General features: G+C 58.2%; 23 protein-coding genes. 11 read left to right on the forward strand and 12 right to left on the reverse strand.

The genetic code is table 11. The annotated features are described in order from the left end of the window. Positions 1 to 19 precede the first annotated feature (19 nt). From AC1DVV_RS20865 to dnaA, 7 genes are all read right to left on the reverse strand, one after another. Complete coding sequence (locus tag AC1DVV_RS20865) at positions 20 to 2,308, reverse strand: DUF2357 domain-containing protein (protein WP_477707245.1); 2,289 nt, start codon at positions 2,306 to 2,308, stop codon at positions 20 to 22. A gap of 9 nt (positions 2,309 to 2,317) precedes the next feature. Beyond that, complete coding sequence (locus tag AC1DVV_RS20870) at positions 2,318 to 5,068, reverse strand: McrB family protein (protein WP_477707246.1); 2,751 nt, start codon at positions 5,066 to 5,068, stop codon at positions 2,318 to 2,320. Between the two features lie 87 nt (positions 5,069 to 5,155). After that, positions 5,156 to 5,770, reverse strand: coding sequence for a 3'-5' exonuclease (locus tag AC1DVV_RS20875; RefSeq protein ID WP_477702304.1), 615 nt, complete (start codon positions 5,768 to 5,770; stop codon positions 5,156 to 5,158). Between the two features lie 118 nt (positions 5,771 to 5,888). Then, positions 5,889 to 6,146, reverse strand: coding sequence for a DUF3297 family protein (locus tag AC1DVV_RS20880; RefSeq protein WP_477650020.1), 258 nt, complete (start codon positions 6,144 to 6,146; stop codon positions 5,889 to 5,891). Between the two features lie 27 nt (positions 6,147 to 6,173). Next, positions 6,174 to 8,798 (reverse strand): DNA topoisomerase (ATP-hydrolyzing) subunit B, encoded by a 2,625-nt coding sequence (gene gyrB / locus AC1DVV_RS20885; protein WP_477707247.1) that lies wholly within the window; start codon positions 8,796 to 8,798, stop codon positions 6,174 to 6,176. Positions 8,799 to 8,912: 114 nt separating this feature from the next. Then, positions 8,913 to 10,019 (reverse strand): DNA polymerase III subunit beta, encoded by a 1,107-nt coding sequence (dnaN, locus tag AC1DVV_RS20890; RefSeq protein WP_457281892.1) that lies wholly within the window; start codon positions 10,017 to 10,019, stop codon positions 8,913 to 8,915. 318 nt (positions 10,020 to 10,337) lie between these two features. Continuing rightward, the gene (dnaA, locus tag AC1DVV_RS20895; RefSeq protein WP_477702302.1) at positions 10,338 to 11,732 is read right to left on the reverse strand and encodes a chromosomal replication initiator protein DnaA; all 1,395 of its coding nucleotides are present in this window, start codon (positions 11,730 to 11,732) and stop codon (positions 10,338 to 10,340) included. Between the two features lie 424 nt (positions 11,733 to 12,156). On the opposite strand from dnaA, the gene rpmH reads away from it, so the two are divergent. The 7 genes from rpmH (at position 12,157) to AC1DVV_RS20930 (ending at position 18,035) form a co-directional block, all read left to right on the forward strand. Continuing rightward, a complete protein-coding gene (gene rpmH, locus AC1DVV_RS20900) occupies positions 12,157 to 12,291 on the forward strand; it encodes a 50S ribosomal protein L34 (RefSeq protein ID WP_007862708.1) in 135 nt (44 codons plus the stop codon). Positions 12,292 to 12,342: 51 nt separating this feature from the next. Next, positions 12,343 to 12,762, forward strand: a complete 420-nt coding sequence (locus tag AC1DVV_RS20905; RefSeq protein ID WP_477650022.1) for a ribonuclease P protein component — start codon at positions 12,343 to 12,345, stop codon at positions 12,760 to 12,762. After that, positions 12,759 to 13,076 (forward strand): membrane protein insertion efficiency factor YidD, encoded by a 318-nt coding sequence (gene yidD, locus AC1DVV_RS20910; protein WP_477702301.1) that lies wholly within the window; start codon positions 12,759 to 12,761, stop codon positions 13,074 to 13,076. The genes AC1DVV_RS20905 and yidD overlap by 4 nt, the downstream gene beginning before the upstream one ends. Beyond that, positions 13,073 to 14,800 (forward strand): membrane protein insertase YidC, encoded by a 1,728-nt coding sequence (gene yidC / locus AC1DVV_RS20915; RefSeq protein WP_457281896.1) that lies wholly within the window; start codon positions 13,073 to 13,075, stop codon positions 14,798 to 14,800. Before yidD ends, yidC begins: the two co-directional genes overlap by 4 nt. A gap of 120 nt (positions 14,801 to 14,920) precedes the next feature. Continuing rightward, positions 14,921 to 16,333 carry a tRNA uridine-5-carboxymethylaminomethyl(34) synthesis GTPase MnmE gene (mnmE, locus tag AC1DVV_RS20920; RefSeq protein ID WP_457281897.1) on the forward strand — a complete coding sequence of 471 codons (1,413 nt, stop codon included), beginning with the start codon at positions 14,921 to 14,923 and terminating at the stop codon, positions 16,331 to 16,333. 185 nt (positions 16,334 to 16,518) lie between these two features. After that, positions 16,519 to 17,010, forward strand: coding sequence for a Crp/Fnr family transcriptional regulator (locus tag AC1DVV_RS20925; RefSeq protein WP_122954706.1), 492 nt, complete (start codon positions 16,519 to 16,521; stop codon positions 17,008 to 17,010). A gap of 248 nt (positions 17,011 to 17,258) precedes the next feature. Next, a complete protein-coding gene (locus AC1DVV_RS20930; RefSeq protein ID WP_477702299.1) occupies positions 17,259 to 18,035 on the forward strand; it encodes a hypothetical protein in 777 nt (258 codons plus the stop codon). A 126-nt stretch (positions 18,036 to 18,161) separates the two neighbouring features. Here the strand turns inward: AC1DVV_RS20930 and AC1DVV_RS20935 are convergent, their stop codons facing one another. Continuing rightward, on the reverse strand, positions 18,162 to 18,734 hold the full coding sequence (locus AC1DVV_RS20935) for an adenine phosphoribosyltransferase (protein WP_477702298.1): 573 nt from the start codon (positions 18,732 to 18,734) through the stop codon (positions 18,162 to 18,164). 128 nt (positions 18,735 to 18,862) lie between these two features. Then, positions 18,863 to 20,857 (reverse strand): monovalent cation:proton antiporter family protein, encoded by a 1,995-nt coding sequence (locus AC1DVV_RS20940; RefSeq protein ID WP_477702297.1) that lies wholly within the window; start codon positions 20,855 to 20,857, stop codon positions 18,863 to 18,865. A 116-nt stretch (positions 20,858 to 20,973) separates the two neighbouring features. On the opposite strand from AC1DVV_RS20940, the gene AC1DVV_RS20945 reads away from it, so the two are divergent. The 4 genes from AC1DVV_RS20945 to AC1DVV_RS20960 all read left to right on the forward strand — a co-directional run bounded on the left by AC1DVV_RS20945 (position 20,974) and on the right by AC1DVV_RS20960 (position 24,152). Continuing rightward, complete coding sequence (locus AC1DVV_RS20945) at positions 20,974 to 21,966, forward strand: KpsF/GutQ family sugar-phosphate isomerase (protein WP_457281901.1); 993 nt, start codon at positions 20,974 to 20,976, stop codon at positions 21,964 to 21,966. Between the two features lie 38 nt (positions 21,967 to 22,004). Next, positions 22,005 to 22,601 (forward strand): KdsC family phosphatase, encoded by a 597-nt coding sequence (locus tag AC1DVV_RS20950; RefSeq protein WP_477667050.1) that lies wholly within the window; start codon positions 22,005 to 22,007, stop codon positions 22,599 to 22,601. A 77-nt stretch (positions 22,602 to 22,678) separates the two neighbouring features. Then, positions 22,679 to 23,344 (forward strand): LPS export ABC transporter periplasmic protein LptC, encoded by a 666-nt coding sequence (lptC, locus tag AC1DVV_RS20955; protein WP_457282087.1) that lies wholly within the window; start codon positions 22,679 to 22,681, stop codon positions 23,342 to 23,344. Positions 23,345 to 23,375: 31 nt separating this feature from the next. After that, positions 23,376 to 24,152: an SDR family oxidoreductase gene (locus tag AC1DVV_RS20960; protein ID WP_457281903.1), complete on the forward strand. Its 777-nt coding sequence runs from the start codon at positions 23,376 to 23,378 to the stop codon at positions 24,150 to 24,152. Between the two features lie 151 nt (positions 24,153 to 24,303). Here AC1DVV_RS20960 and AC1DVV_RS20965 read toward each other — a convergent pair whose 3' ends face one another. From AC1DVV_RS20965 to AC1DVV_RS20975, 3 genes are all read right to left on the reverse strand, one after another. Continuing rightward, positions 24,304 to 24,771 (reverse strand): RNA recognition motif domain-containing protein, encoded by a 468-nt coding sequence (locus tag AC1DVV_RS20965; RefSeq protein WP_457281904.1) that lies wholly within the window; start codon positions 24,769 to 24,771, stop codon positions 24,304 to 24,306. A 639-nt stretch (positions 24,772 to 25,410) separates the two neighbouring features. Then, positions 25,411 to 25,662, reverse strand: a complete 252-nt coding sequence (locus tag AC1DVV_RS20970) for a zf-HC2 domain-containing protein (protein WP_457281905.1) — start codon at positions 25,660 to 25,662, stop codon at positions 25,411 to 25,413. A 17-nt stretch (positions 25,663 to 25,679) separates the two neighbouring features. Next, positions 25,680 to 26,246: a sigma-70 family RNA polymerase sigma factor gene (locus tag AC1DVV_RS20975; protein WP_477667052.1), complete on the reverse strand. Its 567-nt coding sequence runs from the start codon at positions 26,244 to 26,246 to the stop codon at positions 25,680 to 25,682. Positions 26,247 to 26,269 lie beyond the last annotated feature (23 nt).

A 26,269-nucleotide genomic window follows, 5' to 3' on the forward strand; every position in this document is an offset into this window, starting at 1 on the left:
TTTCTACGGAAGTTTCGACCTAGGACGCCGTCGCTATAGCACACAGCTCACCCCAAGAAACGGCGACGGGCTCACCAACCATGGCGCCAAGCCCTTTGACAAGTTGAGAAGTTTGCCAGGAAGAAAGTTCTCGCAATGAGGCGGGCATGTTCAACCAGCTCAGTTGAACGCAAAAATAATCTCCCCTTGGCGTAGGGTAGCCACTAGCTTTCATGCCATCTTCAGATAACCGTTCAGCACTTCCGACCAGTCTTGCAAGTTCAATCTGCTCGGTGGTCGGACAATAGAGCAATAAAAGCGGACATTGAAGAAGCACCCCATCCTGTCTCACCCCGCCAGCCCGCCCTTCCGCTCTGACGTTATAACTTTTACGCCGCTTTATCCAAGACCAGTGGTCGGCGCCTTTCACAAACCCCAATAAAACAGTGGTCTCTAAGAGTGGGTCAACTGTAGGCCCCCGAGCTGCAGCAGGAGAACGCACGCCATGCACCTCTTCAAGCCAGTACCTCCCACGCTCATGATTAGTAAGCCGGGTTGCGACATGCACAAAAACATCGTCAACAAATTTTTGGAGGGCGGCAACGCCGCTTGCCGAGCCAAACTCGGATGGGCGGAGAACAAACGCGCCCAAGCCAGGCAACAGCTCGTGATATTGCTGAAAGGGTTCTTTATTAACTTCCGCATCACCCCCAGGATAGAGTACGTAGGCACCCGCTGTTCTGCGAATAGCATCTCGGTACGCGTGCATTTTTAGAAGGTCATCACGCAAGGCGCCACCCCTCCGAGCGACGCTCATTGCGCCATTCTCAGCATCATCTGATTCGTTCGAAGTAAGCTCGACATCAAAAAGCTCCCGGAGAAACTCAACCCGGTACTTCGCGTCAAAATGCACGACCACTGGCTCAAACCCATCGGAATCCAAGTCGACCGAGGAGACCAACAAAGAAAAATCTGGTCGCATCTGGCGAGTCCAAGATCCAACACTTGATCCATCAACGGTATACGTGCGGTTAAAGCAAAGTTCAACTTTTAAACGGCGCCCGAACCTCAGAAGCTCTCCCGAGAGCACGGTCTCGACTCCTTCTTTAAGCGCAACATTTAGCCCTCCAGTCCGCACCTGGATAAGAGGGCTGATGTCGAATGACTCACCCACCAGCTTTGCAACAACTTCCGCTAATTGAATGAATGCCCAATATTCGTACAACGTCGCTACGTCTTGGAGTCCTGCGCCATATGACTCAGTGGACGGCAGCCAGGAAAGCCGAGCAGCAAACTCAAACTCTATATAGGCTTTGAAAACATCTCGATAACCGGCTCTTTTTTGAAGCGCTTGATCACTGGCGGGGAAGTGGCGGAGGTTCTTTAAGCCGGAAAACAACTCGTGATGCTTAAGTTCGTCCAATTTACCCATGAGCACCGCCACTTCACGGCGGCCACGCAATGTCAGGGGCGACGGCGGGACTGCCGCCAGATGTCGATCAATGTCCCCAATTATTTGGCTCCAGTGCTCAAGCGCAAACTTGACAAATCGATTTGGGGTCGTATCGTGAGTTGCTTCTGTGCGTTGACGCTCTAACTTGACTGGAATAGACGGCATTAGACCGCCCTCCCAACTAGCTCGTCGGCCCGCCCGGGTGAGTTGTCGAACTAAGTTTGAGTCCGCATGCATTCCCACGCCTGAGTGAACCCACTCTCTGCTGGTTTCCCATGAAGTGTGAGGGCGTCGAAAAATTTCACGCATCGCGCCTTGAAAAACCTCTCCGTCTATCAATGCACGAAGAAACGTAAACCGCTGATAAAGCGTAACCGCATCACGCGTCTCATCTTGCTCAAATCGGCCTTCGCTAGCGGAAAAGCGATTCATCACCAGTTCCGTCGCTCGACTTGCGATGTCCCGCAGCATCCATTGGTACTCTGAGCGGTAGGCCAACTTGCGAGACCGAACCTCGAGCTCAAGGCCTCCAACCAGCCGTTCACCATCGTGGAGTGTGACTTGTACTATGCCCGTTGCTAGTTTTGGCCGTAGCCGCCCAGTCAACCCGTCCGCTGTGTCGGGCTGAAAAATCTCCTCCGGACCAGTCAGGAGATTTAAATATTTATGGCCTAGTTCCAGCCACTCATATCGATACTCGTGACCTTCCAGGATCTCCACGCTATAGGCCGGTCGTTCAGCGGCCGATTGAATCCCCTCTTCAACTAGCCAAAGGGACTGAGCCGGACGATGTTTTCCAGGAAGAACGGTTACCCGCAACTGACCGCATGAGATCCCATCGGGACCACGTAAAACAACCGCAGCCTCGGTGACCATGCCGTGAGCCTATTCCGTGAAGCTAGCGAACTGATTGGCTCTAAGGCTACGCAGCATACGTACAAGCTTTGCATGTGACGTGGGAAGTTTGACTTCTGCCTTGACTGCTTTATCTGGGGCAAGTGCGAACAGCTTCTCATCAAGCTCGATCTCTAGAGGCAACTCCTTACAGAACTGCGCCAATGCCAAAAGTGGCAACTCCAGCCGACGACGAGAGCCATGAAGCCTTGGCAAGATCTTCTGCAGCACTATTCGATCCAATACCGCATCGAGGCCCGATAAGCCGCATTCCTCTGCCATCGATGCAAAACGAGTCGCCTCATAAAACACCCGATGCCCAAACTCTAGGCCATAGCGACTCAAAAGCTGATGAAGTTGTTTCAAATGAGTTATCAGGTCTGCATGAAACGTCGCTTGTTGCGTAATTTGTCTTTCATCGTCTTTAGCGATCTTTAGAAGCCCTCGAACGAGCTCACTACTTCCTGGGGCACAGGGTTGGGGCTTACTCGCAGCATCGAACAAGTCCGCCGTCTCAACCCTAAATTCAAAGGTATTCGCACGGTCTAAAACTTTCGGGGAAAACATATACGTGGTTTCATCCACGTTAACTGTTCCCACAATCCAAACATTTCGAGGAAACGGGATTAACTCCGGCAGACCTTCACGCAACTGCCAAGCATCCTGATTCTTCACAAGGTTTGGCAAACAGGGCGCGCCCGACTCCATTCCGGAAAGCACGTCGGCAAAATACCGCTCGACGTGAGCTAGGTTCATCTCGTCCAATACCAGCAAATACGGGTGTTGCGAGTCGCTAGCGGCCCGTAGGATAAACGCTAAGGGCGCAGGAACGGCCCAAACCGGCTGGCCGTTAGTCGCTTGCTTCAATCCGTTCTCATAACCAAATAGTGCCTCTGCACCGGTCCAGTCTGGTCGTACTGCCGCAGTGTGCATACGATTGGATCCCAGCCATCGTCCAAACTGAATTGCGATCTGAGTCTTTCCTGAGCCAGATAGGCCTGTCAAAATGACGAACGGCTTCGTAGCAAAGCTAGAGATGAATGCCGCAACTAACGATTCATGAGCGGCGCCAAAATACACACCCGAGCTTCGTAATGCGGCCGAAAACTCTTTGGTCGTTGCCAGCAAATCCTCCCGAAAAGGCAAGACAGTTTCAGCATCGCGCATTTCGTCAGCAGAAAATTCAGGTGTGCCTTTACCAGCGACCAGGAGCTGCTTGTAGATGGCAATCATTTCTTCTACCTCTCGGCGAATTTGTTCGGAGGGGAGTTCGTTTCGAACATCGTACGAAGCGCGAACAATCGAAGAGCCGTACCTCTCTGGCTTGCGATCGTATTTCTGCTTAAACCACTCAAATACCGTTAGTTGCTCTTTAAGCAGTCCCCAAGAGCCTGTTGCAGCATTCTCTTCACTGATGCCGTAGCAAAGCAGTAATTGCCTTTGCTCCTTGAAGAAGAGCAATACGGGGTATATGCCATTGGAAACTGACTGTCCAGCACCCAGAAATGCCATCCAAGGAATTCGCGCGAAGTTTCCCTTACCAAAGCTCACGCTTAAATCCAGGTCTTCGTAACGTCCTCGATAGTCACGAGCGCTCAGATTCTCAGTAGCATCAGCTTGCGCAATAAACTGCAGAAGGAGAGCATCAAGCTTCTCTTTATCAATTGCGAACTCGTCTTTAATGGATATAGAAAAACCCAGTCGACGCAAAAGACTGAAGCCATGCGAGTCTTCCCCGCCTTTAAAAGAAGCCCTCTCTAAGGATTCCCCCGTAGCGTATTTAACTGCGAACGATAGAACTAATTTAGGCGGGTAGTGCTTACCTTCATGAATCAAGTCGTAGCCCGTCGACTTTGCTCCTTCTGGCACACCCGCTCTATCGATCTCCTCCAGCGCCTGAAGAACATGCTCGCCCTTCACCCCTTCCGTCGCACCCGCATACAACTTCGCACCCCACTCGCCCTTCAGTGGCGCAACGTAATAGTCGAGGTCTGACGTTTGGTGTTCTGTTTCTAGGCGAGTTCGGATCGCGCGCAGTTCTAAATCGAGTTTTACCGGATCCAGTGAATTAACTTCCCTGCGTTCTTTTCCTCCGTAGAAACTAACAATAGTTTTACGATCGTTCTGCCCAAAAATACGTTCGAACTCGTCCGGAAAAAGAAGGAACAGAACCATATGCCGAAACTGTCGCGCATCCCAATCTGGAATGTTCTTTAACCACTCGTCAAAGGCCCATCCGTCCGCCAGCAATCTCTGCTTATGCTCCTCGTCCAAATCAAGAAAAGAGCGAGAAAGATTGATCAGAAAAACTAACTCTCGCCACTGATTCTGATTAAATCCCGGTCCTGCACTGCCAATCCCTGACAGTATTTTTTCTGATAACCAAGGTGACCCAACAGGCAACGACTCGCCTGACCACCTCCACATGGTTTCAACCGTTTGCCTCTTATGAAATGGAGTGAGACGACTGGGACAGAGATACAGCAGCCACATCATTTCTGCCGCTAGCTGCTTCGCAGCAGAGGAGCAAGGCTTTAACTGCTCTTCTAATTTCTTAAAGAAAGTCGCGTCCCCAGTGTCGGGCCTCTGAACAAAATTTTTGTCCAGCTCCTCAAGTGCTTCTTTACTCCAGAGGGTACGGTCTGTGAAAACGGATCCCTGATGCAACAACGCTGTGTCGCGCCAGTAAACCGCTGCATCCAAGATTGGACCCGAATCAACTTCCCCGCAGTAGCGACTCATTGCTTAACTCCCTAAGTTAGTACGAGCATACCCCCCTCGCTACCGAGAGCTACAACGTATATGCCCTAAGCACCTGCCCTTTTCTCGTCAGCGGAAATCGGCGTATTTAGACATCAGCGCTGGTACCGCCGGCTTGGCGCAACGCTGCAGCGCCAACAGCAAGGCATGGTCAGGCCGCGTCACACGGTGACGACTGCGAAGGTCATCCTGGATCTGGCCCAACAGAGCGGCCGCCATCTCCGCATCAGCCATAGCCCTGTGAGCACGGCCGGCTTTGGGCAGCCGGTGGTAGTCGATCAACACGCCCAGCTTGTGGCTGGGTGCCTGGGGATACAGTCTTCTGGCGACCAGCATGGTGCAGGCAAAGGGCTGGGTAGCAGCCTCCCCTGCGCGGCTTAGTTCAGCCTCCCAGAACCTGCGGTCAAAAGAAGCGTTGTGGGCCACCATGGGTGCGTTACCGACAAAGCGACTTGCTTCGGCCATGACTTTCTCCGCCGCGGGTGCTGCGGCGATCATGGCGTTGCTGATGCCAGTCAGGCTTTCGATGAAGGACGGGATATAGCGCCCCGCGTTCATGAGGCTTTGGAATCTGTCGACCACCTGGCCGTGCTCGACCAACACGATGGCCACTTCCGTCGCGCGGTCGCCCATCGCGGGCGACAGGCCTGTGGTTTCAAAGTCGATAACGGCGATGCGGCTCATGAACTCTGTTGTGTGATCACCAAAATAAAAACACCATGAAATCGACCTGCAGAGGTTCAAACTTCATGGTGTTAGTCAATGTCCGGTTAGTCAATGCGTCGACCCGGAACACGGCAGCTTACTTGTAGAACGACTCTACCTTGCCCTTCAACTTGATCATCAGCGGGTTGCCCTTGCGGTCTACCTTGTTGCCCACGGGCACCTTGATCCAGCCTTCGCTGATGCAGTACTCGGCAACGTCGTTGCGCTCTTTGTCGTTGAAGCGGATGCCAATGTCGTGCTCAAAAATCGCTCTGACGAAGTGCGGGCTGCGCTCGTCGGTAGAGAGGTGATCGGGCAGCGCTGGGCGCTCTGCTGTTTTGGTTTCTTCGGTCATGGTGTCAAGTAAGAGCTGAGTGGTCGCTTAGACGTCGATGTTGGCGGCGCGCAGGGCGTTCTGTTCAATGAACTCGCGGCGTGGCTCCACTTCGTCGCCCATCAGCATGGTGAAGACGTGATCGGCTTCGATAGCATCGTCGATCTGTACGCGCAGCAGGCGGCGCACGGTCGGGTCCATGGTGGTTTCCCACAGCTGGGCGGGGTTCATCTCGCCCAGGCCTTTGTAGCGTTGGCGTGCGGTGGCGTTTTCAGCCTGGCCAATCAACCAGGCCATGGCCTGGCGGAAGTCGCCAATCTTTTCTTCCTTCTGGCGCTCGCCTTCGCCGCGCATGACTTTCGCGCCTTCGCTGATCAAACCGCGGAAGGTGGCGGCTGCATCGGCCAGGGTGGAATAGTCGGCGCCGTGCACAAAGTCTTGTGTCAGCACGCTGCTCTTGACGTTGCCGTGGTGGCGGCGGCTGATGCGCAAAATGGGTTTGTCGGTGCGGGTGTCAAACTCGCCGGCCACTTCGGCGGGGGCGCCGGTGGTGTTGAGCTCGCGCAGCTTGGCCTGCAGCGTCACGGCCGACACTTCAGCGTCGGCCACGGTGTCGAGGTTCAGGCTCACGCCGTCAGCGATGGCGCGCAGGGCTTCTGCGTCCATGAAACCGCGCAGGCGGGCAATCACGGATTCAGCCAGCTGGTGCTTGCGGGCCAGTTCGGCCAACGTCTCACCCGTGAGTACCGTGCTGCCTTCAGCGCCGGTTTGCACAGATGCGTCTTTCAGCGCAATGCGCAGCAGGAAGCCGTCTAGCGCTGCGGTGTCTTTGAGGTACTGCTCTTCCTTGCCGGCCTTAACCTTGTACAGCGGTGGCTGTGCAATGTAGATGTGGCCGCGCTCAACAAGCTCAGGCATCTGGCGGTAGAAGAAGGTCAGCAGCAGCGTACGGATGTGGGCACCGTCAACGTCGGCGTCGGTCATGATGATGATGCGGTGGTAGCGCAGCTTGGCGACGTTGAAGTCGTCAGTGCCTGGCGTGCCGCCAATGCCGCCGGCCTTGCCGATGCCAGTGCCCAGCGCGGTGATCAGCGTCAAGATTTCGTTGCTGGTCAAGAGCTTTTCGTAGCGGGCTTTTTCGACGTTCAGGATCTTGCCGCGCAGGGGCAGGATGGCCTGAAATTTACGGTCGCGGCCTTGCTTGGCAGAGCCGCCGGCGGAGTCACCCTCGACCAGGTAGATCTCGCACATGGCGGGGTCTTTTTCCTGGCAGTCGGCCAACTTGCCGGGCAGACCCATGCCGTCGAGCACGCCTTTGCGGCGCGTCATGTCGCGTGCCTTGCGCGCGGCTTCACGGGCGCGGGCGGCTTCGATGATCTTGCCGACGATGATCTTTGCGTCGTTGGGGCGCTCTTGCAGGTAGTCGTGCAGCAGGCGGCTCACAATGTCTTCGACCGGGCCGCGCACTTCGCTGGAAACCAGCTTGTCTTTGGTCTGGCTGGAGAATTTTGGCTCAGGCACCTTCACGCTCAGCACGCAGCACAAGCCTTCGCGCATGTCGTCGCCGGTGACTTCAACCTTGGCTTTCTTGGCCAGTTCGCTGTCGTCGATGTATTTGTTGATGACGCGGGTCATGGCGGCGCGCAGGCCCGTCAGGTGGGTACCGCCGTCACGCTGGGGAATGTTGTTGGTGAAGCAGAGGACTTGCTCGCTGTAGCCGCTGTTCCACTGCATGGCGACTTCAACACCAATGTTGGTGCCCTGGTCGCTCTGGCGGTCGCCCATGGCGTTAAACACGTTGGGGTGCAGAACCGTCTTGCCTTTGTTGATGAACTCAACAAAACCTTTCACACCGCCAGCGCCGGCAAAGTCGTCTTCCTTGCCGCTGCGCTCGTCTTTGAGGCGAATGCGCACGCCGTTGTTCAAAAAGCTCAACTCGCGCAGGCGTTTGCTCAAGATTTCGTAGTGGAAATCGTTGTTCTCTTTGAAGATGTCGGTGTCGGGCAAGAAGTGGACTTCAGTACCGCGCTTGTCGGTGTCGTCCATGACTTTCATCGGCGACACATCAACACCGTTGACCTGTTCGATGATGCGGTTTTGCACAAATCCGCGCGAGAACTCCATGACGTGCACTTTGCCGTCACGGCGAATCGTCAGGCGCAGCATCTTGCTGAGTGCATTCACGCAGCTCACGCCCACACCGTGCAGGCCGCCTGACACCTTGTAGCTGTTCTGGTTGAACTTGCCGCCGGCGTGCAGCTCGGTCAGGGCGATTTCAGCGGCCGAGCGCTTGGGCTCGTGCTTGTCGTCCATCTTGATGCCGGTCGGGATACCGCGGCCGTTGTCGGTGACGCTGACAGAGTTGTCGGTGTGGATGGTGACAACGATGTCGTCGCAATGGCCGGCCAGTGCTTCGTCGATCGAGTTGTCGACCACCTCAAACACCAGGTGGTGCAGGCCGGTGCCGTCGGACGTGTCGCCGATGTACATGCCGGGGCGCTTGCGCACGGCCTCCAGGCCTTCCAGGATCTGGATGGAGCCTTCGCCATAGGCTTCGGACGCGCCGGCCTGGTTGGTGTCGATCTTGGGCTGGAAATTGGAGCTTCCCTCGCCTGCGGCGCCGTCGTTGACGTTTACCTGATCGGCTTCGTTCGGTTTGTTTTCTTCAGTCATAGCCAGCTTTATTTCCGATCTTTTCTCGAATTGCTTCGATTTCTTCAATCTCTTGAATGACCAAACCCGCGGAGAGTCGCGGGTCTGGTTGTTGGTTAGCGTGTGGTCAGCGCGTTAAATGCGCATCGGCATCACCACGTATTTAAAGGCTGCGTCGTCGGGGATGGTCAGCAGCGCGGAGCTGTTGGAATCAGCCAGTTCGATCTTCACCATGTCCTGGTCCATATTGGCCAGCGCGTCGATCAGGTAGGTGACGTTAAAGCCGATTTCGATGGCGTCGCCGCCGTAGTCGATGTCGAGCTCGTCGACAGCTTCTTCCTGCTCGGCATTGTTGGAAGCCACGCGCAGGGTGCCGGGTTCGATGTTCAGGCGCACGCCCTTGAACTTCTCGCTGGTCAAAATTGCGGTGCGTTGCAGGCTGGCCAGCAGGGGCACGCGGCCCAGGGTGATGATGTTTTTGTGGTTCTTGGGAATCACGCGGTTGTAGTCGGGGAACTTGCCTTCAACCAGCTTGGTGACAAATTCCATGCCTTCAAAGCTGAACTTGGCCTGGTTGCCGGCAAATTGCATTTCGATGGCGCCTTCTTTGTCGCTGAGCAGGCGCTGCATTTCCAGAACCGTCTTGCGCGGCAGGATCACTTCCTGCTTGGGCACTTCGACGTCGAGCGTGGCGGATGAGAAGGCCAGGCGGTGGCCGTCGGTGGCGACCAGGCTCAGCTGCTTGCCTTCGGCGACGAAGAGGATGCCGTTGAGGTAGTAGCGGATGTCATGCACCGCCATGGCAAACGAGACCTGGTTGAGCAGCTCTTTCAAAACCTTTTGCGGCACCGAGAAGCTCGGGCCGAAATTGGCGGCTTCCTGCACCAGCGGGAAGTCTTCAGCGGGCAGGGTTTGCAGGGTGAAGCGGCTTTTGCCGCCCTTGAGGATCAGCTTGTTCTGCGACGACTCGAGCGAGACGGTCTGGTCGCTGGGCATGGAACGCAGGATGTCGATGAGCTTGCGGGCACCCACGGTGGTGGTGAAGTTGCCGGCATCGCCGTCGAGCTCGGCAGTGGTGCGGATCTGGATTTCAAGATCGCTCGTGGTGAGCTGCAGCTGGGCGCCAGTTTTGCGGATCAGCACGTTGGCAAGGATGGGCAAGGTGTGCCTGCGCTCAACGATGCCGGCCACCGACTGCAGTACCGACAAAACTTTATCCTGGGTTGCTTTCAGAACGATCATGACTTCCTCTGTATATATCTTTAATTCTTTAATTCAAATTAGTAGTAGTAGATAAGGGTGGCGCCCATCTGTGGATAGTGCCATTTTCCCCTTTTTGATCAACCACTTGGCGTTTGTTTAACCATGTGTTCAGACGCCCCTGAACTGCACTGCTGAATATGAACAACTTTCGATTGTCATCTGCTTCTGTGGATAAGCCATGGGTTGTTCAAAAGTTGTCCCCAAAGTTATTGTGAGGGTGGCTGGGCTCTGTAAAACACCGTGAAAACCGGGCGCTAGAGGGTTCGTGGGGTTCATGGGACGCATGGAGGCTGTTCCTCAGCCTTTCAGGGTCTGTTCAAGCACATGCAGCTGCTGGTTGAGCTCTGTCATTTGCTGGCGCTCGGCAGACATCTTGCGCACGGCGTGCAGCACGGTGGTGTGGTCACGCCCGCCAAAGAGTTCACCGATCTCAGGGAGGCTCTTTTGCGTGAGTTCCTTGGCCAGGTACATGGCAATCTGCCGCGGCCGCGCAATGCTGGCGGGCCGCTTCTTGGAATACATGTCGGCCACTTTGATCTTGTAATAGTCGGCGACGGTCTTCTGGATGTTCTCGACGCTGATCTGCCGGTTCTGGATGGAAAGCAGGTCACGCAGGGCCTCGCGGGCCAGCTGGATGGAGATTTCCTTGAGATTGAAGCGTGAGTACGCCAGGATCTTGCGCAGGGCGCCTTCGAGCTCACGCACGTTGGAGCGGACGTTCTTGGCGACGAAGAAGGCGACCTCTTCGGGCATGGAGGCGCCTTCGGCTTCGGCCTTGCGGATCAGGATGGCGACGCGCATTTCGAGCTCGGGCGGCTCGATGGCGACGGTGAGGCCGGAATCAAAGCGCGACACCAGGCGTTCGTGGATATCCGTCAAACCCTTGGGATAAGTGTCGCTGGTCATCACGATGTGCGACTTTTTGGTCAGCAAGGCCTCGAAAGCGTTGAAAAACTCTTCCTGGGTGCGGTCCTTGTTGGCAAAGAACTGGACGTCGTCAATCAGCAGCAAATCCAGGGAGTGATAACGCTCCTTGAATTCATCAAAAGTCTTGCGCTGGTAAGCTTTAACCACATCTGAAACAAATTGTTCAGCGTGGATGTAGAGAACTTTGGCGGCGGGGTTGTCCGACAGCAATTTATTGCCGATGGCGTGCATCAAATGGGTCTTGCCCAAACCGACGCCGCCGTAGATAAAAAGCGGGTTGTAAAGCTGGCCCAGGCTGCTGGAAACATGCAGCGCCGCGGCCCGGCCCATGCGGTTGGCCGTGCCTTCAATCAGGGTGTCGAAGGTCAGCGCGCTGTTGAGCCGATTCTTGAACGGCGCGCCGGCGGCTTCTTCGGGAACGCCCAGGCCGACGGGTTCAGGAACGCCGGAGCCTTCAAAGCTGCGAACCAGAGATGAAGATTTGGCGGGCGCTTCGCGCGGAGCAAGTGCTAACTCAAGGGGGATGCTTTGCCCGGAAATTTTCTCAAGCAGGGCCGAAATACGGCCGGCATATTGGGTGCGAACCCAGTCCAGTTTGAACCGGTTGCCTACTAAAACGGTGACTTTGGTGAGGTCGGGAGCGACCTCGACAAGCAGGGGTCGGATCCAGGTATTGAACTGTTGTTCAGGTAATTCCTGGGCCAGGTGGTCGACGCAGCTCTGCCACAAGTCCTGGTTCAGATTTTGGACGGATGCCTCACTCATGGCTGGTTTTGGCTGGGTTGCTGGCCTGGCAAGAGGCGCCCGGCAGCGGTGAGCTGCTTGTGGATATTGTTAATTTTGAGCACCGGCAATTGTAGTCCGGACGGGGAGTTATCCACAAAATAATTGATCCGGGTTTCAACCTATTTTCGGCACTGGTTTGGGGTATCTGGTGGCCCGGTCGGCTGCATCTCAGCCTTTACCCCAAATGGGCAGGCTAACTTGTTGCCAGCGTTAGGAAATCTGCGATAATCATGGGTTTCCCTGATTCGCGGCGGGTTTTGCCTGCCTTGAAGACTTGCAGAGATGGTTGTGTTGTACGGCCACCAAGATCATTCGAATCGCCCAAAGCAGTGTGTCTTATAACTAAGGCACGGTAACGGCAAAGGGGAAAGCTTTGTAGCTGACCGGCTAGTAGGACTCAATCATGAAACGCACATACCAACCATCCAAAGTCAAACGCGCTCGTACGCACGGCTTCCTGACCCGCATGAAAACGCGTGGCGGCCGCGCAGTGATTGCTGCACGCCGCGCCAAAGGCCGCAAGCGCCTGGCCGTATAAGCCTGTTTTCTGCTGGCCATTCGCAGTTTTTTAAACTGACGCCTGGCGCTCGTGCAACGGCTTCAAACCCGACCCCAGTTCCAGGCAGTTCTTGCCGGCGCCATTGTTGCAAAGACAACGCACTTCGCATTGCACCGCAATGCGCTGGACGCAAAGCCCGTGCAAGCTGAGCCAGGCAAGCTGGCTGATGTGATCGCGGCAAAGCCGCTGTTTCCCGTACAGGATGTCTGGCTTGGGGCCATGGTTCCCAAACGCTGGGCCAAACGCGCCGTCACACGTAACGCCATCAAACGACAGATCTACACCGTGAGCGCTGATTTTTCGCATCAGTATCCTCAGGCTGCTTTTGTGGTCCGCTTGCGGCGTGATTTTTCGCGCAAGGAATTCATCAGCGCGACGTCCGAGCAGCTCAAGCTGGCGGTACGCACCGAAGTGCTGGCGCTGATGCAGGCAGGAGCCAAGGCGCCATGAGCCCTGTTTTTGCCGCGCTGGCACCTCTTTTCCGTTTGCCGCAAACCCTGCTGATCGGCCTGGTCAAAGGCTACCGCTTGTTGCTCAGCCCGTGGCTGGGCTCAGCCTGCCGGTTTGAGCCGACGTGTTCCGCCTATTCACTGCAGGCCCTGCAGCAGCACGGCGCAACAGTCGGCAGCTACCTCACTTTGCGCCGGCTGGTACGCTGCCATCCCTGGTGCGATGGCGGGTACGACCCGGTGCCGCCTGTTCCCCTCTTTTCCCGCCTGGCCACCCCCGTGGCCTCCACCCCTTCTAAAAAGACGCCGTCATGAACGACATCCGCCGCACCATTCTGTGGGTGATTTTTGGTTTTTCCATGGTCCTTTTGTGGGACCAATGGCAGGTTTATAACGGCCACAAGGCGACCTTTTTCCCGTCAGCCACGCAAAGCGCCAAGGCGCCGGCCGCTGGGTCTGCCGCTTCTGCACCCGCTACCGGCGCAGCAGCTTCTTCGGTACCGGCGCCTCAGGCCGTCGGTGCAACAGCCACCCCAGGCGCCGTGCCTGGCGGCGCACCATCCACCGCAACTTCGGCGACCAAAGAGCGCGTGCTGGTGAACACCGACGTGCTCGCGCTGACCTTTGACAGCGAAGGCGGCACCCTGGTGCATTCGGCCTTCAGTAAGCTCAAGGACATGGCGAACAAGGAAGAGGGCTTTGTACTCCTGGATGAAAGCGCCAAACGTGTTTACGTCGCGCAAACCGGCCTTATCGCCGGCGCCACGGGCGGCAGCAGCTTCCCGACCCACAAGACCCCGATGAAGGCAGTTCCTGGTGAGCGTTCGCTCAAGGAAGGCGTGAACGAGTTGGAAGTGAAGTTCGAATCGGCCGACGTCGGCGGCGTCAAGCTGGTCAAGACCTACACGCTCAAGCGCGGCGTCTACGACATTGCCGTGCGCCACGAGATCGTCAATACCGGCACAGCAGCGGTCGCTCCGCAGCTTTACCTGCAGCTCGTGCGTGATGGCAACCCACCACCCGGCGAGTCGTCGTTCTACTCGACCTTCACCGGCCCGGCTGTCTACACCGAAGCACAGAAATTTCAGAAGGTCGAATTCAAGGACATCGAAAAAGGCAAGGTTGATGTTGAAAAACAGGCGACCAACGGTTTTGTGGCCATGGTGCAGCACTATTTCGCCACAGCCTGGATTCTGGGTGACGGTATCAAGCGCGACCTGTTCTTCCGCAAGGTGGACACCAATCTGTATGCCGTGGGCATGATTACGCCACTGGATAGCATTGCCCCTGGCGCAACCAAGACGGTTGACTCGATCTTTTTTATCGGTCCGCAGGAAGAAAAGTCGCTGGAAGCCTTGGCGCCCGGGCTGGAGCTGGTCAAGGACTATGGCTACTTGAAGATCCTGGCCAAGCCCTTGTATTGGCTACTCGACAAGTTGCACGGTTTTATCCAGAACTGGGGCTGGTCCATCGTGGCGCTCGTGCTGCTGCTCAAGATTGCGTTCTACTGGCTCAACGCCAAGGCGTATGCCAGCATGGCCAAGATGAAGGCGATCAATCCCAAGATCATGGAAATGCGTGAACGCCTGAAAGACAAGCCGCAGGAAATGCAGCAGGCGATGATGAAAATCTACCGTGAGGAAAAAGTCAACCCAATGGGTGGCTGCTTCCCCATCATGATCCAGATCCCAGTGTTCATCGCGCTGTACTGGGTGCTGCTGTCCAGCGTTGAAATGCGCGGTGCGCCCTGGATTTTGTGGATTCATGATCTCTCGGCGCCGGATCCGTTCTTCATCCTGCCGGTGGTGATGACCCTGACCACCATGCTGCAAACGGCGCTCAATCCCGCCCCGCCGGATCCGATGCAAGCCAAGCTGATGTGGTTCATGCCGCTGATCTTCAGCGTGATGTTCTTCTTCTTCCCGGCTGGCCTGGTGCTGTACTGGATTACCAACAATATCCTGTCCATCGCGCAGCAGTGGGTGATCAACACGCGCATGGGCGTGCCGCCGCAGTTCAACCTGCCGAAATTCAAATAAGGCGGACACGGAATAAAAAATTGGGCCGCTTCGCGGCCCTTTTTCTTGGGAAACCGACTTTCGCGGCTGCGCTCCTTACCCAGGCGCCAAGATCTGGTTTGCCCCTTAACATCTACCACCATGCTGGCCCGACACCACGACCCCATCGTTGCAATCGCCACTGCGCCCGGGCGCGGTGCGGTGGGCATTGTGCGGGTGTCCGGCAAGCACATCGCGCCCGTCGTGGAAGCGATTTGCGGCCGCCAGCTTCAACCGCGCCAGGCGACCTACCTTCCCTTCAGCGATGCGCATGGCGTAGCCATCGACCAAGGGCTCGCCCTGCATTTCCCGGCGCCTCATTCCTATACCGGCGAAGACGTGCTGGAGCTGCAAGCGCACGGCGGCCCTGTTGTGCTGCAGCTGTTGCTGGCGCGATGCCTCGAGGCCGGTGCGGCGCCAGACCCGGTGACCGGCCAAGCGGCCGTGCCGGGGCTGCGCGTGGCGCAACCGGGCGAGTTCACCGAACGTGCCTTCCTCAACGACAAGATCGACCTGGCGCAGGCCGAGGCGATTGCCGACCTGATCGACGCGAGCACTGAAACCGCGGCACGATCAGCCGCGCGTTCAATGTCGGGTGAATTCTCTCTGGCGGTCAACACGCTGCTGGAGCAGCTGATCCATCTGCGCATGCTGGTCGAAGCCACGCTGGACTTCCCGGAGGAAGATATCGACTTCCTGCAGAAGGCAGACGCACAGGGCCAGCTTGAGCGCTTGCAGGTGACGCTGGCCGGCGTGATGCAGCGCGCGGTGCAGGGCGCCTTGCTGCGCGAAGGCATCAAGGTGGTGATCGCTGGCCAGCCGAACGCCGGCAAAAGTTCGCTGCTCAATGCGCTGGCCGGCGCCGAACTCGCCATCGTCACGCCGATTGCCGGCACCACACGCGACAAGGTTTCGCAGCTGATCCAGATTGAAGGCGTGCCGCTGCACGTGGTGGACACAGCCGGCCTGCGGGACGCGCTCGACGAAGTGGAAAAAATCGGCGTTGAACGCGCGTGGGCTGAAATCGCCAGCGCCGACGCGGTGCTCTTCCTGCATGACCTGACCCGGCGTGCCGCCGATTACCTGGCCGCTGACGCACACATCGCAGAAGTACTGAGCCGCGAGCTGCCACGCAACACGCCCATCATCGATGTCTGGAACAAGTCGGACGCGGCTGACGCGGATGTGCTGGGCACAATCAGCGGCGGTGTTCTGATCTCCGCCAAAACCGGCGACGGCCTGCAGGCGCTGCGCAAGCAACTGCTGCACGTCGTGGGCTGGCAGGCCGCCCCTGAAGGTGTGTTCATGGCCCGCGAACGCCACGTGCATGCCCTGCAGCAGGTCGCCGAACAACTCGGGCGTGCCCATGCGCAGATTCGCGCGGGGCACCCTGCCCTGGACCTGCTTGCCGAGGATTTGCGCCAGGCGCAACTGCACCTCGGCGAGATCACCGGTGCGTTCACACCGGATGACTTGTTGGGCGAAATTTTTTCCAGATTCTGTATTGGAAAGTAGTAAACCGGCGACAGGCGGGCCTTGTCTGGGGACAAGCGGTTCCATGCCGCGAAAAATGCCCCAAAACAGTCAAAAATGGGGCTCTGTCGAGGGGAAATTACAACTCCGGATTTCCTGTATCAGGTGTAAGGGGCCGTTAACGTCTCTTGCGGGCTATGTAGTGCGAAGGTATCTTCCGTCCCACTATGAACGCTCCACTACCTGCCGCCATCCGTTTTGACATTCAGGGCCTTGCCCAGGCCATTCTTCACTGCCACGCCAGTGACGCATTGCGTTGTCAATTCAACCAGCCGCATTGGGACATCCTGGCCAGCTACATGCAGCCTTTCGCGCTCAACAGTGGTCAGGTGCTGATGGAACAGGGCGCGCTGGACCGCACGCTGTACTTTGTGGAAAGCGGCACGCTCAGCGTTCATTACGAAGATGAAAAGGCCCGCGTGCGAATGGCACTGGTGGGTGCGGGTACCGTGCTTGGTGAAGGCGCATTTTTCTCGCACATGCCGCGCAGTGCCACGGTCCATGCGTCGACGCCCTGCAAGCTTTGGTGCCTCACCCCGATGCGGTTCCTCGAACTGGCAAACCGCCACAGCCCCATTGCATTGGAGCTGACCATGGCAATGGGGTCGGTCATGGCCAAGCGACTCTATAACCGTCCCAAGCGCGTCGCCGTGACCTGAGCGTCGCCCCTCTCTCGGGTGTACTGGCATCATCAGACAACTGACTCCTTGCCGTAATACTTTTGGGCGTCACAGGCGTTCTCAAAAACGTGACGGGCGTGATTTTTTACCAGACAGTTGCATGGGTGATTCGATAAAGTCGGCAACAGGATTTGCTGCTAAACAACAGCTGAACCGTTTGCGATATTGCTTACAGATTCACTCCGTGCATTGACGGAAAATCAACATTCATCACGAGAACATTGCCCATGTCTTTCTTAAACTGGTTTTCCGACAAACCGCAGCAAGCCAGCGCGGCTGCGAATGACGAACAAAAACGCGCGTCCGTCGGACGCGACAAATTTGCTACGTCCGTACCCCAGCGACTCTCCCCCGAACACCCTGCTCCCGCGGATTCCGGCAAGCTCAAGCGTCACGCCCGCCGCGAGCAGCTGTACGTAGCAATTCGTGAGGCCATGACCCGCTCCGGCGTGCTTTCGGCCAGCTACAAATTCAAAGTTCTTTCGCTCGACCAGAGCGGCAATGAATTCCTGGTCATGATGGACCTGGCAAAAGCATTTGGCGGCACGTCCGAGCAATTGAGTGGAATTGAGGCATCGATCACACAGCACGCCAAAGCGCGCTTTGAGATCACGGTACCCGCTGTGTACTGGCGTCTGGAGGAAATGGCGGTCGTTGTCAAACAGGCCCCGACGCCACCGCAGGCCGTGCAAGCACCCGTTGTACATGCACCCGTAGTAGCGCACGCTGAAGCCAATGTAGAAACCCGCGCGCCCGCGCCCGTCAAACCCGTAACACCACGGTATGAGCCTATCCAGGCCGACGAGGTTGCCGCCTTCAAACAAGCTTTGGTTGCTGCGTCTGCACAAGGCCCCGCAGTCGCGCCGGAAAAAGGGGTCAAAGTGCAAAGCGGCCCGCGCTCACGTTCATACACGCTGCTGACGGGCTTTGAAGACACCGAAATGCCGCCGGAATTCAGCACGTCACCAGCGCTGAGCAGCACGCAGTATGGCGATTTGAATTAGGCCGAGCCGGCTTTAAATTTAAGACAAATAGGCTTCAAACCCAATAGGGGCGGGCGCAAGCAGCTATAAAAGTTATAGCTGAACCCGTTCTCTCTCCGGGCAGTTTCCAGAACTGCATCCCGCGGCTCAATGCCCCGAAAAGTCGATCAAGGTGAACAGCGGCAGCTCTGCTGCCCGCAGTTTTTCCGAACCACCGAGTTCCGGCAGGTCAACAATCGCCGCTCCTTCGGTGACAGTGGCGCCCAACTTCTCCAGCAGTTTCTTGCCGGCCATCATGGTGCCGCCCGTGGCGATCAGGTCGTCGATCAGCAGCACCCGGTCGCCGGGCTTGACCGCATCGGTATGCAGCTCGACAGTGGCGCTTCCATATTCGAGCTCATAGGTTTCCTGCACGGTCGTGAAGGGCAGTTTGCCTTTTTTGCGTATCGGCACAAAGCCAACATTCAACTCATAGGCGATGACGGCGCCAAGGATGAACCCGCGCGCATCCAGCCCTGCCACGATGTCGGGGCGGAGCTTGCCGTCCATGTAGCGGTGCACAAAAGCGTCGATCAGCACGCGAAAGACCTTGGGGTTCTGCAGCAGCGGTGTGATGTCGCGAAACTGCACGCCGGGGGCCGGCCAGTCGGGCACGGTGCGGATATGGTTCTTCAGGTATTGGCCGACGGTCTGGTGAGTGAGGCTGTGCAGATCAGGCATGGCGTGTCCAAGGTGGGTGGCGCCCATATTGTGCCGTCAGTGCCAACGAACAACGACCTGCTGCAGGCGCGAACAAAGCGGTGAGATGTTTCCCCGGAAGCCCCTCTTTGCGACGGGCGGCCCGCTGCTCAGTTGATACGGCCGCGCAGGAGCTTCTCTTCGGCCACGGCCAATGCCTCGGGCTTGCCTGACAGCACCAGCGTGTCCCCGCCCTCCAGCAATGTTTCGTCATGCGCGGCCACTGCCTTGCCATTGCTGCGGCGCAGGCTGACCACACGCACGCCGCCGGCGCCCAGTGCCACCGCACCCAAAGGTTTTCCGGCAGACCTGGTGCCCAGCGGCAATGTGACGTTTGACAGGCGCTCCTGCTCGAGCTCGTTGACGGTGTCGTCGTCGGCACCGCGAAAGTAACCTCGCAGCAGGTTGTACCGGGCGTCACGTTGATCCTGCACGACGCGGATCACACGGCGCATGGGCACCCCTACCAGCGCCAACGCATGGCTGGCCAGCATCAGGCTGCCTTCGATGGCCTCTGGCACGACCTCTGTAGCGCCGGCTGCCTGGAGTTTTTCCAGGTCGTGGTCGTCTACCGTCCGCACAATCACCGGCACGGTCGGCGCGTGGGCGCGCGTGTTGGCCAGCACCTTGAGGGCGCTGGCTGTGTCGAGATAAGTTACCACCACGGCGCTGGCCCGGGCCAGCCCGGCTGCCATCAGGGCCTGGAGCCGCACCGCATCACCGAACACCACCGAATCGCCTGCGGCTGCGGCCTGCCGTACCCGGTCAGGGTCGAGGTCAAGCGCCATGTACTGGATGCCTTCGCGCTCCAGCATGTGACCCAGGTTCTGGCCGCAGCGGCCATAGCCGCAAATGATCACGTGTTTGTTGGCGTTGATGGACTTGCGTGCAATGGTGGTCATTTGCAGCGATTGCTGCAGCCACTCGCTGGAAACGAGCTTCATCACAATGCGGTTGCTGTACATGATGATGAAGGGCGTCGCCAGCATGGACAGCACCATGCTGGCCAAAATGGGATTTAACAGTGCGGGTGGCACCAGCTTGCTTTGCTGGGCCAGCGTCAGCAGCACAAAGCCGAATTCGCCCGCCTGGGCAAGATACAGGCCGGTGCGCAGCGATACGCCGGCTGTTGCACCCAGCGAACGCGCCAGCGCGGTAACCAGCACCAGCTTGAAGAGAACAGGCAACGTCGTCAGCAACAGCACCAGCGGCCATCGTTCCAGCACCAGCCGCCAGTCCAGCAGCATGCCGATGCTGATGAAGAAAAGACCCAGCAAAACATCGTGGAAGGGCCGTATGTCGGTTTCGACCTGGTGTTTGTATTCCGTCTCGGAGATCAGCATGCCGGCAATAAAGGCGCCCAGCGCCAGGCTCAGCCCGGCGCGCTCGGTCAGCCAGGCCAGCGCCAGCGTGACCAGCAGCAGGTTGAGCACGAACAGTTCTTCGCTTTTGCGCCGTGCCACGATGGTGAGCCACCAGCGCATGATGCGTTGCCCGCCGGTGAGCAGCAGCCCCACCAGCACGGCCGCCTTCAGCCCCGCGATCGCCAGCGCCATCAGGAGCGCATCGGCGGGCGCGCCCAGTGCCGGAATCAGCACGAGCAACGGCACAACGGCCAAGTCCTGGAACAACAGCACGCCCATGACACGCTTGCCGTGTTCGGATTCGAGTTCAAGTCGCTCCGACAGCAGTTTGACCACAATAGCGGTGCTGCTCATGGCGATGGCACCGGACAGCGCCAGCGCGGTCTGCCAGCCCATCTTCCAGAGACCGGGGGCCATGCTGGCAAGGAACAGCGAGCCCACCGTGGCCAGCACGATGGTCAGCGTGACTTGCAGCAGGCCCAGGCCAAAGACGTGACGCCGCATGGAGCGCAGCTTGGGCAGGTTGAACTCAAGCCCGATCACGAACATCAGAAACACCACGCCGAACTCGCCCAAATGCCTGACGCCGTCGGAATTTTGCGCCAGCGCCAGTGCGTTGGGCCCGATGACCACGCCGACCGCCAGGTAACCCAGCATGGGCGGCAGCTTGAGCGAACGGCATGCCACCACACCCAGCACAGCAGCCAGCAGGTACAGCAGGGTCAGTTCAAGCGCGCTCATGCGTTGATGGTAGCCGAGGATATTGCGTGGCCTTGACGATTTGCAGGCGGCAAAGGCCCATTCACGCGGCGGCAGGCCGGCAGGATGGGGCCTGCCCGCCTCTATAGAATGCAGCCATGAGCCTTGACGCCGTGAATTTTGATGCCGAACAGGTGCTGAGCCTAGCCAGGAAGACTTTTGAAATAGAAGCCGCCGCTGTGCTGGGCCTGGTGGGACGGCTGGGCGATGAGTTTGCCCAGGCCGTGGAGTTGATGCTGCAGTGCCGCGGCCGAGTGGTTGTCATGGGCATGGGAAAAAGCGGCCATATAGGCCGCAAGATTGCCGCCACACTCGCCTCCACCGGAACACCTGCCATGTTTGTGCATCCGGCTGAAGCCAGCCACGGCGACCTGGGCATGATCAAGGCCATCGACGTAGTACTCGCAATTTCCAACAGCGGCGAGAGTGCCGAGTTGACGATGATCCTGCCGGTGTTAAGCCGTCAGGGCGTACCGATGGTGGCAATTACCGGGGGCGCACAGTCCACGCTTGCCCGGCATGCACGGGTGACGCTCGACAGCAGCGTGGCGCAGGAAGCCTGTCCGCTCAACCTGGCGCCGACGGCCAGCACGACCGCGCAGCTCGCCCTGGGTGACGCGCTGGCCGTCGCCTTGCTGGATGCGCGCGGTTTCAAGGAAGAAGACTTTGCCCGCTCCCACCCGGGCGGTGCGCTCGGCCGCAAGCTGCTCACGCATGTCAGTGACGTGATGCGCAGCGGCGATGCGGTGCCGCAAGTGCTGGCTGATACCAGCTTCACCGATCTCATGCGTGAAATGAGCGCCAAGGGACTTGGGGCTTCTGCGGTGGTGGACGGCAGCCGGCGGGTGCTCGGTATATTTACCGACGGCGATTTACGCCGGCTGGTCGAAAAAGGCGTGGACCTGCGCAGCAGCAAGGCGGGCGATGTGATGCGCGCCAATCCGCGCACGATACAGCCGGATTCGCTGGCTGTCGAGGCTGTGGCATTGATGGAGCAGCACCGCATCACCAGCGTGCTGGTTGTGGACGACGCAGGGGTGTTATGCGGGGCGCTGAATACCAACGACCTGATGCGCGCAAAAGTGATATGACACTTGCACCCGTTATTTGGCTTGCGGTGAAACGATAGATGCTTACTCCAACACTGAGCTTTCCGCCTGAACTGCTGCTGCGCGCGCAAGGCATCAAGGTGGCATTTTTTGACGTTGACGGCGTACTCACGGACGGTGGCCTGTATTTTTCCGAATACCCCGACGGCCATGAACTGGCTGTGGCGTCAGGTGGTTATCGCGCTTCGGGTGAGATCGTCAAACGGTTCAACACGCTGGACGGCCATGGCCTCAAGTTGCTCCAGAGGGCCGGCATTACTCCCGCCGTCATCACCGGGCGCGATAGCCACGTGCTGCGCGCACGTTTGCAGGCACTCGGCATCACCCATGCCCATTTCGGTACGGAGGACAAACGCCCGGCCGCCGAGCTCACGCTGCAGGCCCTGGGGCTGGACTGGAGCGCTGCCGCAGCCATGGGTGACGACTGGCCCGACCTGCCTGTTCTGTCCCGTGTGGCATTGAGCTGCGCGCCGATCAATGCGCACGCGGAGGTTCGTGCGATGGCCCATCATGTGACACAAGCACCTGGTGGCCATGGCGCCGCACGCGAGTTCTGTGATGTGCTGCTGGTTGCCAGCGGACGCTATGCCGGGCTCCTTCAGGAGTACAGCCAGTGAGCACCGCGGCGAAGAACCGCGGCGCCCTGCTGCACCTGAAAAATGTGTGGCGACGCTTTCTGCGCGTCTGGGACAGCATGGCCATTTACATGCCGCTGGTGATGATGGGGGTGCTGGCGCTGGGTACCTACTGGCTTGTGCGCAACACCCCGATCTTCAGCACGCCGGAAGTGGCCAGGGAGGCGAGCCACGATGTGGACTATTTCATGCGCAAGTTCACCGTCAAGACGTTTGACGACGGGGGCCAGCTCAAGAGCGAAATTTATGGGACAGAGGCCCGGCATTTCGCCGACACCGACATCCTGGAAATTGACCAGGTGCGCATCCGCAGCATTAATGTGGAAAAGCGCATCACGACGGCTACGGCCAACCGGGCCTACACCAACGGTGATGGATCGGAAGTGCAGTTGACGGGCAATGCGGTAGTGGTCAGGGAGGCGAGCCAAGATGCGAACGGGAAGGAAACGCCGCGCATGGAATTTCGCGGTGAGTTTCTTCATGCCTTCCTGAATGACGAGCGCGTGAAGTCGCACAAACCGGTGCTGCTGATTCGCGGCACCGACCAGTTCACCGGTGACACTTTTGCCTACGACAACCTGGACCAGGTGGCCGATCTCAAGGGACGTGTCCGCGGCATTCTCGTCCCGCGTTCCGCGGCCAGCGCTGCAGGTGCTGGTACCTTGCCCACTCTCACGCCTGCACCACCCGTCAATCCGGCAAGCAACGCACCAGCGACCCGCTAACGCGACACTCTCTAATCAACGACTGCCCACCATGTCCAGACTCGTATTTATCACCGGCGCTTCCAGCGGTATCGGTCAGGCATTGGCACTGCGTTTTTATTCTGCAGGCTATCGGCTGGCGCTGGCTGCTCGCAGAACCGCCGAGGTCCAGGCCTGGGCCGAGACCCATGCCATCAGTGCGAGCCGCTACCAGGTCTACGGCGCAGACGTATCCGACATCGACAGCATTGTGTCCGCCGGCGAGGCTTGCATCGCCGCGCAGGGCGTGCCCGATGTGGTGATTGCCAATGCCGGTATCAGCATCGGCATGGACTCCGCGGTGCGTGCTGACCTTGAGGTCATGGCCCGGACTTTTGCGACCAACAATATCGGTGTCGCAGCCACCTTTCACCCGTTCATCGCCGGCATGGTTTCGCGAGGCACAGGAACACTGGTTGGTATTGGCAGCGTGGCCGGCATACGGGGCCTTCCCGGCCATGGCGCCTATTGCGCGAGCAAGGCTGCAGTCATCGCCTATTGCGAAAGCCTGCGCGGGGAACTGCGCCCCAGTGGCGTGAAGGTGGTGACGATTTGCCCAGGTTACATCGACACGCCGCTGACCCGCGAAAACCGCTATGCCATGCCGTTTCTGATGAAGGCCGAGGTATTTGCCGAAAAAGCGTTTGCCACCATCCAGGCGGGGTGCAGCTACCGGGTGATCCCCTGGCAAATGGGTGTGGTGGCCAAGCTGTTGCGTCTGCTGCCCAATGCGGTGTTCGACAAGGCTTTGTCTGGCCGCGCACGCAAGCATCGCCAGGGCGAGAGCTGAGAGCCGGGCGCTTTTGCGCGCTGCGCTATCAAAACAGGAGCTGCTCGCGCCCATTTATTGGGCACTACAAAGCAAAAAGGCTTCAAAACCGAAGTCTTGAAGCCTTTTAAGCGCTCTTCAACCAGAGGCTGAAGAGGGGGTTCTGCAGGGCTTAGTAGCCGCCGCGTCCACCACCGCCGCCACCACCGGAACGGCCACCGCCGCTACCGCCGCCGCCGTAGGGGCTGCGGAAACCGCCGTCGCCACCGCCGCCGCCGGAGCGACCACCGCCGCCACCGCCGTAGCCACCACCGCCGGAACGGTCGCCGCCACCACCACCGTAGCCGCCACCACCGCCGCCGCCGAAGCCGCCGCTACGTGGAGGACGTGCCTCCATGGGACGTGCTTCGTTCACGACAACGCTACGGCCGCCCAGAGGCTGGCCGTTCATGCCGTTGATAGCTGCCTGGGCTTCTGCATCGCTGCCCATTTCGACAAAGCCAAAGCCTTTGGAGCGACCGGTGTCGCGTTCCATCATGACTTTAGCGCTGGTGACAGCGCCAAATTGGCCAAAAGATTGTTGCAGGTCTTCGTCGCGGACCGAGTACGGCAGGTTGCCGACGTAAAGTTTGTTGCCCATGAAGGGACTCCTCTAAAACACAAAAACAAAAGCGATGGGGTCCCGAAAGCACAACAAATCTTGATACGTACCGCTGTAGCGCGCGAAACTGACCGATCACCTAACGTGTGCGAATAGTGACACTCGCACCGGCATATTATGCGTCAGTTATCAAAAAGACAACCAGCTGGCGTTACTGCCTGGGCCTCGCAAGCCCGCATAAACAGGGGCTTCCCGGGTTTGTTTACGATTTTTGTATCGACCTGCCCGCTGACTTGAAGGCCGCGGAGGGTAACCCAAAGCACTTCTATTGAAGATGGCACAACAAAAAGCCCGGGATGAGGTTTTCGCACCAGCTACGCGGGTGTTTAACAATAAAGCGCTATTAGTGGCCCGAATTTACGGCCCTGCTTAATAAGTTAGCGCCTACTGTTTATGGATTTACCAATGAATAGAGGCTACCGGCGCGAAGAAATCAGAGTCGTAAGTTCTCTCCGGACAGCCCTGATGCTGGAAGCGAGGATGTGTCCGTTAAAAGCCATAAGCAGGACAGTTGACGCGCGCGCGGAAGGAAAATAGTTACAAAAAATTGCAATGATTCATTCCGAATCCATATTTATTCGATGAGATGGCGAGCGCCTTCGCCCGTTCGGCGGCGCGTTATTTGGGACGAATATCGGGCGGCAATTCGGTGGAGCCAGCCTCGGCAAGATCCGAATAGTTGCGCCACTGCGTCATCGCGGCGCGCATGGTCAGAATCTGGTTCTCAAACTTCGGGCAGGCATCGCAGGCCAGAAGATGCAGCTTGAGCGCAATGTGGTCGGGCAAACGGAGTGCGCGGTCTTCCCGCGCGATCAGCAATGCCGCAGCCTCGCGGCAGGTGCGTCTTAACAGGGTAATGTTGGGTTTCACGTTAAGGGCCGGCCGTATCAGGTGCTGAGTTTGCCAAACCAGTGGATATTCAGGCACTCCTGCAGGCGCAGGCGGGCTCGATGCAACTGGACATACAGGTTGGTCGGTGTCAGTGAGAGTTCCTTACAGACTTCCTGCGAGGAAAGCTCCAGCCACTCACGCATCAGGAACAGCCGCCCCAATGCCGGTGGCAGGCGTTCCATGCATGCGTCCAGTACCTGAAAGAACTGAACCTGCTGCAGGGTCTGGTCCGGATTGCCCCAGTCATTGGGCGGTTCTGTGAAATGCCCGTCGGCCCGGAAAGAGAGCCGGTCGAGCTCGTCACCCTCTTCGTCGCCGTGGGCGTCCGGCACCGCCACCATGCGCGCATTGCTGCGGATCAGGTCAATGACCTTGTGCTTGAGAATGCCGACAAGCCACGTCTTGAGCTGGGAGCGGTTGCCGAAAGACTGCGGCTTGGATAAAGCCGCCAGCAACGTTTCCGACACGGCGTCCTCGGCCCATTCATCGTTGCGCAGCTGCAGGCGCGCAAAACGAAGGAGATAGACGCGGTGTTCAACCAGCTGCTCTTCAAAAGTAGGCATGGCCGGAAGTCTAGCCGCACGCG

The organism is Polaromonas sp. P3_B4, assembly GCF_056402835.1.

Bases quoted from the DNA above. Each gene is read 5' to 3' on its own strand.
- AC1DVV_RS20865 (WP_477707245.1), bottom strand. From the start codon at position 2,308: ATGGTCACCGAGGCTGCGGTTGTTTTACGTGGTCCCGATGGGATCTCA.
- AC1DVV_RS20930 (WP_477702299.1), top strand. From the start codon at position 17,259: ATGTCTTTCTTAAACTGGTTTTCCGACAAACCGCAGCAAGCCAGCGCG.
- mnmE (WP_457281897.1), top strand. From the start codon at position 14,921: ATGCTGGCCCGACACCACGACCCCATCGTTGCAATCGCCACTGCGCCC.
- AC1DVV_RS20960 (WP_457281903.1), top strand. From the start codon at position 23,376: ATGTCCAGACTCGTATTTATCACCGGCGCTTCCAGCGGTATCGGTCAG.
- AC1DVV_RS20950 (WP_477667050.1), top strand. From the start codon at position 22,005: ATGCTTACTCCAACACTGAGCTTTCCGCCTGAACTGCTGCTGCGCGCG.
- AC1DVV_RS20975 (WP_477667052.1), bottom strand. From the start codon at position 26,246: ATGCCTACTTTTGAAGAGCAGCTGGTTGAACACCGCGTCTATCTCCTT.
- dnaN (WP_457281892.1), bottom strand. From the start codon at position 10,019: ATGATCGTTCTGAAAGCAACCCAGGATAAAGTTTTGTCGGTACTGCAG.
- gyrB (WP_477707247.1), bottom strand. From the start codon at position 8,798: ATGACTGAAGAAAACAAACCGAACGAAGCCGATCAGGTAAACGTCAAC.
- lptC (WP_457282087.1), top strand. From the start codon at position 22,679: ATGGCCATTTACATGCCGCTGGTGATGATGGGGGTGCTGGCGCTGGGT.
- yidC (WP_457281896.1), top strand. From the start codon at position 13,073: ATGAACGACATCCGCCGCACCATTCTGTGGGTGATTTTTGGTTTTTCC.
- AC1DVV_RS20935 (WP_477702298.1), bottom strand. From the start codon at position 18,734: ATGCCTGATCTGCACAGCCTCACTCACCAGACCGTCGGCCAATACCTG.
- AC1DVV_RS20940 (WP_477702297.1), bottom strand. From the start codon at position 20,857: ATGAGCGCGCTTGAACTGACCCTGCTGTACCTGCTGGCTGCTGTGCTG.
- AC1DVV_RS20870 (WP_477707246.1), bottom strand. From the start codon at position 5,068: ATGAGTCGCTACTGCGGGGAAGTTGATTCGGGTCCAATCTTGGATGCA.
- dnaA (WP_477702302.1), bottom strand. From the start codon at position 11,732: ATGAGTGAGGCATCCGTCCAAAATCTGAACCAGGACTTGTGGCAGAGC.
- AC1DVV_RS20875 (WP_477702304.1), bottom strand. From the start codon at position 5,770: ATGAGCCGCATCGCCGTTATCGACTTTGAAACCACAGGCCTGTCGCCC.
- AC1DVV_RS20965 (WP_457281904.1), bottom strand. From the start codon at position 24,771: ATGGGCAACAAACTTTACGTCGGCAACCTGCCGTACTCGGTCCGCGAC.
- AC1DVV_RS20945 (WP_457281901.1), top strand. From the start codon at position 20,974: ATGAGCCTTGACGCCGTGAATTTTGATGCCGAACAGGTGCTGAGCCTA.
- AC1DVV_RS20880 (WP_477650020.1), bottom strand. From the start codon at position 6,146: ATGACCGAAGAAACCAAAACAGCAGAGCGCCCAGCGCTGCCCGATCAC.
- yidD (WP_477702301.1), top strand. From the start codon at position 12,759: ATGAGCCCTGTTTTTGCCGCGCTGGCACCTCTTTTCCGTTTGCCGCAA.
- rpmH (WP_007862708.1), top strand. From the start codon at position 12,157: ATGAAACGCACATACCAACCATCCAAAGTCAAACGCGCTCGTACGCAC.
- AC1DVV_RS20925 (WP_122954706.1), top strand. From the start codon at position 16,519: ATGAACGCTCCACTACCTGCCGCCATCCGTTTTGACATTCAGGGCCTT.